Annotated in this window: 6 protein-coding genes and 1 tRNA gene; 2 read left to right on the top strand and 5 right to left on the bottom strand. The window is 44.9% G+C overall.

Features of this window, described 5'->3' with window-relative positions; translation table 11 throughout:
- The first annotated feature begins 6 nt into the window (after positions 1 to 6).
- Together CINSTRO3249_RS11110 and CINSTRO3249_RS17670 are read left to right on the top strand one after the other, a co-directional pair.
- Positions 7 to 1,041 carry a phage tail protein gene (locus CINSTRO3249_RS11110; protein ID WP_254304352.1) on the top strand — a complete coding sequence of 345 codons (1,035 nt, stop codon included), beginning with the start codon at positions 7 to 9 and terminating at the stop codon, positions 1,039 to 1,041.
- A complete protein-coding gene (locus CINSTRO3249_RS17670; RefSeq protein ID WP_074013334.1) occupies positions 1,038 to 1,268 on the top strand; it encodes a hypothetical protein in 231 nt (76 codons plus the stop codon). The genes CINSTRO3249_RS11110 and CINSTRO3249_RS17670 overlap by 4 nt, the downstream gene beginning before the upstream one ends.
- A 12-nt stretch (positions 1,269 to 1,280) precedes the next feature.
- On the opposite strand, the gene CINSTRO3249_RS11100 is transcribed toward CINSTRO3249_RS17670, so the two are convergent.
- The 5 genes from CINSTRO3249_RS11100 to CINSTRO3249_RS11080 form a co-directional block, all read right to left on the bottom strand.
- Complete coding sequence (locus tag CINSTRO3249_RS11100) at positions 1,281 to 2,900, bottom strand: acid phosphatase (protein ID WP_074013333.1); 1,620 nt, start codon at positions 2,898 to 2,900, stop codon at positions 1,281 to 1,283.
- A gap of 85 nt (positions 2,901 to 2,985) precedes the next feature.
- A complete protein-coding gene (locus CINSTRO3249_RS11095) occupies positions 2,986 to 3,939 on the bottom strand; it encodes an Rpn family recombination-promoting nuclease/putative transposase (protein WP_074013332.1) in 954 nt (317 codons plus the stop codon).
- A 49-nt stretch (positions 3,940 to 3,988) separates the two neighbouring features.
- Positions 3,989 to 5,155, bottom strand: a complete 1,167-nt coding sequence (locus CINSTRO3249_RS11090) for a tyrosine-type recombinase/integrase (RefSeq protein ID WP_074013331.1) — start codon at positions 5,153 to 5,155, stop codon at positions 3,989 to 3,991.
- Positions 5,156 to 5,319: 164 nt separating this feature from the next.
- Positions 5,320 to 5,394: transfer RNA gene (locus tag CINSTRO3249_RS11085), tRNA-Arg, on the bottom strand.
- Positions 5,395 to 5,618: 224 nt separating this feature from the next.
- Positions 5,619 to 6,978 (bottom strand): flagellar biosynthesis protein FlhF (locus tag CINSTRO3249_RS11080; RefSeq protein WP_254304262.1); only part of this gene is annotated, 1,360 nt, incomplete at its 5' end.

The raw sequence follows: 6,978 nt of genomic DNA, 5'->3' as shown, positions 1-6,978 counted from the left end.
CCCGAAGTGACGGACGACCGGCTGACGGGGTGGGTACCGGCAGAAAACTACGGTATTGCCACGCTATCCGGTCTGTCAAAAGGCGATGTAGCGCTGAGCGCACTACAGGCGGCTAAAGCGCGTATCGTGCTCTCAGGCGACCTGAAGGCCAATGTAGTGGTTATCTTCCCTGCCTGGCAGAAGAGCTGGACGGTGGTGAATCAATGTACGGGCAGTGGCTCGCTGATTTGTCGCACGAAAGCGGGGGTGGGCGTTGTGGTGCCGAAGGGTGAGTCGAGAGAGATTGTTGGCGACGGTAGTGGCCTTGTGCAGCGTATCGTGAATGCTACCACTTTGGTTGCGGGCATCACCCAGCTCAGCAGTGCCACGGATAGCGACAGCGAGACGCTGGCTGCGACGCCAAAGGCGGTGAAGGCCCTTGCTGATACTTTCAGTGGTGGCCGTTTGCTGAATATCCAATCCTTCACCCGCAGCGGCACCTATACCCCCACGCCGGGGACGCAGAAAATCCGCGTGAAATGCTGGGGCGCAGGCGGAGGCGGTGCGGGCATGTCCAAACAAAATCGGGGGTCGGTGTCCGGCGCCGCGGGGGCCTATGCCGAGGCGTTACTTGATGCAACGTTGTTTTCGTCCGTGAGCGTTGAGGTGGGTACGGGCGGAGCCGCCTCACCCGCTGGCGTTTCACAGGATGGCGGCAATGGTGGCGGGTCGTCTTTTGGTACGCAGGTCACCTGCGGCGGCGGCGCCGGCGGTATAGTTGGGCAAGGGTTAGCCAAAGGCGGTGAACCCGCAGGTGGAAACGTAATGATGGTCGGAGGGCAAGCCGGACAAGGTGGCAGTTATACATCAGGTATATTAAGTAATGGTGTTGGCGGGGCATCTTTTGGAGGTTATAACGCTTTACCACACGTTTCATTGAAGGGTGATGATGGATCTTTTCCGGGAGGTGGTGGTGCTATAGGGTCATACGTTAATGATGATACCCAATATGCTGCAGGGAAAGGTGGAGATGGTTTCATTATTTTAGAGGAGTATTCATGATGAAAGATACAGGCTCGTATGCTTTGATACCAGAGGGTAGCAATCGAGTTGAAAATATTATTGTCGCCAGCGATGATTATCAACGAAAAGGCTATTACACCATCCGCTATGACGATACTATCTTTTGTCAGCCAGGAATGTTTTATGATAAAAAAAGTGGTGTTTTTTATGATGATAAAAGCTTTACAAAAATAAATGAAGTTAGTGTTATTGAAAGGGGTCACTGACCCCTTTGTCGATTAGTAGACTTGAAACTTTATCTCAGACTTTTTGTTTTTATTTTCTATATTTTCGCTGGTAAATTTTATGAGTTCTTTTATCTTTTTAATCTTTCCATTTTTGTATTGCCATAATCCTACGCCATTAAGTCCATAACTGTTATTTTCCTCTGTCTTGTAACCTATCTCAGGTATAATATAATTATTTTTGTAGGCTGAAATAAAGTATGGAGACGCGACAAACTCAAATGCATCATACATATTTTTTGCTGATTTTATGCCCTCTATTTTTTCAAGTATTGCCACTTTTTTGTAATCTGAGGAAATAAATACTTTTCCATCGGGGAAAAAGTATATTTCTTGCATGTTTTGAAAATCTTGAGAAACCGGTATTCTTTTTACTTCTGTCAATTCTTTGTTGTTTTTTGTAACAAGGATTTCTGGGGTTGATTTTGATGAAACAAAGTATATGAGTCCATCATGAATCGTAAATGATCTTATTTCAAAATGATTATCATTAGCAGGGTGAGAATATGGAAGCTTTACATGTGAATCTATCTTTGCTTTGTTATCCTTTATCGATATACGCCAAAAATATCCGGTTGTTGCTGACAATAACATAAACTGATTACGTTCTTTGTCAAAAATTGTTCTATGAGTACGTCTTCCTAAGTTATCTATAGATGAGAATTCTTTGAAATCCTTCCCATCAAAAGTGTAGAATACTATTCTACCATGTTCAGTATCTTCAGTTGCCCAATATTTTTTTCCATCATATGCCAGAGTATGAGATGAAAATTTATTCTCCATTATTTTCCAGTTCGATAAATTTTCATCTAATTTATCATTCCACAGGATTCTACTATGCCAGCAATCAACTAGAAACCATTTGTTATCGATATTAACCATATATGTTGGAGCATAAACAGTATTTATCCATGAATTCTCTGATATTTTTTTTCTTATTTCATTTCTTGACTTTTCTAAATCTTGATTAAATTCACGGCTAGAATGTAGAGCGGATACTATTGAAGAACCTAGCAGACGCCCAGCATCTACACTGCTCTTCCAGTGAACACCACAAATAATTCCATATTCACCAATTTTATATCCTCGTTTTAGTATTTCCTCTTTTCTTTCTGGATATATTTCAGATAGTATCAAGGCAAGTGCCCAACCAGTAGCAGAGTGACCAGATGGATAATCACCATTTTTTTTAAGAGAATTTTCTTTTTCTGGTGTGCATGAGTGAGTGTTAAAGTATACGAAAGGCCGCTGTCTGTTGTAGTACTGTTTTGTGTTTTTTACCACTTGGCTATTAATCAAGGCAACAACAGAACGTAATAGCTCCACTGTCTTAGGCGTGTTTTCCTCAGTTATCTTGAAGCCTACTACATCTGAAAATAACTCATCAATGTTATTCAAATCAGTGATTTCTATGGCCTCATTCCAATCTGATTTTTTTGATGCGATTTCTGGGCGAACATATACGCTTTTATCTGCATTGAACGCTGCGCTTTTTTCTTTTGGTGGAGGTGGTAAGATATAAAGGCCATTAGGAATTTGCTCGCTAGACAGATAAGTGTTGGCAAAGCTTAAATTACTTATCAGTAGTGTTAGTAACGTTATTCTCTTCTTCAATTTTCTTTTCTCCTATTTCAAAATAGAGCGAGAGCGCAACCTTTAGCAAGGCAGATATCGATAGTGGAAATTAATGTTAGAGAATCTATTGACTCAACAAATCATCCAGCTCATGGTCGGAGAGACCGGTAAACTGTTTCACCGCGTCTCGTGCTAAACCACTGGAAAGCATATGCTGGGCAATCTTGAGCGAGGCAAGCTTTTCACCTTCTTGCAACCCTTCCTGCCGACCTTTCTGCTCGCCAAGCTGGATGCCCTTCTGGATGCCCTTCTGCTCGCCTTCCTGCCGTAGCTGTTCTGCAATAGTCATGACATCCTCCTGATAATCTTGTGTCTGCGCTGCTATGGTATGCAAAAACTGTCTGGTGTTTGAGGTTTCGCCTCGACCTACAATATAGTACATCAGGCTACGGAACTGTTCTTTCGGTATCGCCCATAAATTGAGCAGGCGAGCGATATCGGTGGCTAGTTCCAACATATCACGTGTTCTGATGTGCTTCTGCACCAATTCTAGCAGCGCTACCCGCCGATGAGACAGTATTTCATCATCCGGCATAGCGGTGATATCAACCAGCGGGAATGCTTGTCTGTAGACTGATTCTACCAGTTCGGGGTCAGTAAAGCAATCGAGCCATTGGGTGCTGTACGGGTAAGGCGACGTGGTGCCGTGGTAGAACAGGAGTGGAATCACCACAGGCAAAGAGTCATTGCCTTGTTCGAGATGCCGCTGCATCGCGGCGACGGCATACCGCATCAGGCGAAACGCCATCAACTTTTCCGGTCGGCTCTGGTGCTCTATCAGACAGTAGACGTAGCCATCATGGCCCGTCGTGGTCTTCATCGAGTAGAGCATATCCGAGCACTGACCCTTGAGGTCGTCTTCGATAAAACTGCCCGATTCCATCGCCAGTGTGCCGAAATCGCAGCGCTCACGCAGATGTGGCGGCAGATGTATTTCCAGAAAGTCCCGAGCTACAGCAATGTCTCCGAGGAACTTTTTGAACAGGGCGTCGTGTTGGGATAGTGAGGATGTAGACATATTTGCACCGACTTTGATACAAGGCTTGACATCTTACTATTTTTGATTATTATAAGCTTTCTATGTAATTGGCGTACCATTGTAGAATCTTCCTTCTTTCAGGGAGGTATTGAGCGTGATTATATATCCCTCTGATTTTGTTTTTATCGACATGTGCAAGCTGTCGCTCAATTAAATCAGGATCGAAGCGATTTTCGTTAAGTATAGTACTCATTTGATGTCTGAAACCATGTCCACTTGCTATACCATCATATCCAATCCTCCTAATAAGACCTAATATAGTATTTTCGCTTATTGGCTTGTTCTGATCATTTCTTCCCGGAAACAAATATTCGTAATGTCCGGTCATAGGCCTTAGTTGTTCTAGCAGTTTGATAGCTTGATGCGACAGTGGTACTACGTGGGGACGCCTGCCTTTCATGATTTCTTTAGGGATCTCCCATGTGTCTAAATCTAAATTTATCCATGACCACTTCGATAGTCTTAATTCAATCGTGCGTAGGCCCGTGAGCTGTAAAAGCTGTGTTGCTATTTTTACGATTATGCTACCTGTGTATCCTGCTAATGCCCGGTTAAAGTCGGGTAGCTGCTCAACTGTAAGAAATGGATAATGTTTTGGTGTAGCAGTAGTCATTGCAATGGTCAAATCTGGTGCAGGATTATATTCAACGAGACCTGTAGCCATAGCAAATCTAAAAACTTCGCCACAACGTCGCCGAGCTTTTTTAGCGCGTTCTATTGCCCCTCTTCGCTCGAATACGCGTAAAACTTCAAGAAGCATACGAGGTTTTATCTCTCGTATTGGGATATCCCCAATCATGGGGAATATATCCTTATTAAACATTGATATAATTTCTTCTGAATGCTTTTTTGACCATCTATTTGATCTAACGGCATACCATTCCAAAGCTAATGCCTTGAATGTGCTAGCATATGCACTTTTCGTTTCTGCTAGTTGGGCTCGTTTATGAAGAGAGGGATCAATACCAGAAGATAGTAGTGCTTTTGCTTCTTCTCTCAGTTGTCTGGCTGCTGCAAGGCTTAATGAGGGATACTTGCCAAGGGTAAGTAACTTCTCCTTTCCCTGAACTTCATATCGCAATCGCCACACCTTTGATCCTGCTACGGATATGTAAAGTCCTAATCCTCCGGTATCTGTTAGACGATAGGGTTTTTGCTTTGGTTTTGCTGCATCGATCTGCTTGATTGTGAGCATGCCGGGTAAAAATCCTGTTCTGGAAAAACTTTACCCGGTAATATACCCGACAAAATAGGTGTTAGTCCATTCCTTTTAGTTCACCTCAGTTCAGAGTTATTTTATTATCTATAAGATTTTAAAGATTTTTTATTCAGGTGGGTGCGTTTGAGTGCAGGTCTAAATGGCGTCCCCGACAGGAATCGAACCTGTAACTAGCCCTTAGGAGGGGCTTGTTATATCCGTTTAACTACGGAGACACGTAAGCGGCGGCCAGTATAGCCTATCTGGCTGCGGAAATAAGCACCCGGCGGCGCGTTTGCTCAATTCCTGGTCAAACGGCGGCGCCAGGTCTGAGGGGACGAAACCCGAAGGCAGGCGGTGTGATCCGCACCCGTCAGCGCGGTGAAGAGCACCGCGTTATCGTACCCGCCGCCGTGGCGTTTTGCCGCGGCCGGCGCTTTAGGGCATAGGTATCTACACATCAGGGAGGAGGCTTAAGAGCAACTCTCGCTAAATGAGTAAGTTCTTCCAGACTATATTCCGATAATAATTTTAGTGTATTCAACAAGATGGATAGGCCAGCGAGCAGAGCAGGAGCGCTCTCTCTGCGGCCTCGCTTTTGCTGTCGTCCTGACAAGCGACATATCAGCTGGCGGGCTGCCGCATTTTCTTCTCCTTCAGCGCGTTGCAGCCGCCATACCAGAACAGCAGCCATACTGGCTATTAACAACCTGCGTAGTACGGCTGGCGCGCTGCGCTGAAGCCATGTTTCTACGTCATGTCCGGCACCTTTCAGCAACTTAAAAAATGATTCAATATTCCAGCGCCAGTAATACCAACGAGCTACTTCCTCGCAGGTGATCTCGCTGCAAACGTTTGTAAGCAGCGTCCAGCGTCCCACCACATTACCGAGATCATCCGTAAGCCGAACAACAACCAATCTGACCGTCAGAGGCTCTCCAGGTTGGATTTTTATGCGGCGGCCGGTTTCTTTATCTTTACGCTTCTGCTGCGCAGCTCGGGTTATGACTATCGAGGTTTCACTGATTTCCATATCAGCTTTTTTCCCTTTCCAGTCTACCTGTCCGCATCCGTTGTATGGCAGAAGAGCAGCAATCTCACCAATTTTCAATGAATTACCTTGCCACTCTGCACCATGTCCTTCTTTTCCTCGGATAAGCCAGCATATTCCTTGAGTACTCAACGTCCGCATATGTCCAATAGAGTCACCCTCTCTATCAATTATATGAATCAGCTTTTTACCTATATTAAGCGATTCCACACGGGCAATATCGGTCGTCAAGGCGTCCATATGTGTCTGCCGTTCGGACAGTCCTTCCGCCAACGTTGAATGACAACCGGTTGCATCGGTAAGTGTCTGAGATAGAGGCGCTATTGGCAAACCCGTGCCAGCATCAACCAGCAAGCTGCTTTGAAGTTCATATCCAACATCGCCACCGTGCGTCATTTTTAAGCGTCCGTATTTGGCATGATGGTAAAGAAATTGTAAACGTGACCAATCATGAACAACGAGAGCGTATGGATGCGGGCTAAGCGAAATTTGCTCAAGTGCTAGCGAAATAATTGGCTCATTGAGTTGACTGAAGCTAATTCGCTTATTATTCAGAAAACGCCAGACAGCTTGGGTAGTTGCGAAAGTTGATTTTTGAGCACTTGCGAGGTCTTTAACCGCAGAAGCAAGAAGAGCCGCGGGCGTCATATGCTGTTTAACCAGCGTCTGATATCGGCGGGTAAGGCGAGAGTCAATCCCGCCAACAGATAGGTTGAAATCATTCTGCAAAGTAATAACAGGTATCACGATAAATGTGTAGATACCTATG

The organism is Candidatus Sodalis sp. SoCistrobi, assembly GCF_900143145.1.
Classification (GTDB): Bacteria; Pseudomonadota; Gammaproteobacteria; order Enterobacterales; family Enterobacteriaceae; genus SoCistrobi.
Note: the sequence above shows the minus strand (reverse complement) of the source record. Positions and strands in the feature narration are given on the sequence as shown.

Bases quoted from the DNA above. Each gene is read 5' to 3' on its own strand.
- CINSTRO3249_RS17670 (WP_074013334.1), top strand. From the start codon at position 1,038: ATGATGAAAGATACAGGCTCGTATGCTTTGATACCAGAGGGTAGCAAT.
- CINSTRO3249_RS11095 (WP_074013332.1), bottom strand. From the start codon at position 3,939: ATGTCTACATCCTCACTATCCCAACACGACGCCCTGTTCAAAAAGTTC.
- CINSTRO3249_RS11090 (WP_074013331.1), bottom strand. From the start codon at position 5,155: ATGCTCACAATCAAGCAGATCGATGCAGCAAAACCAAAGCAAAAACCC.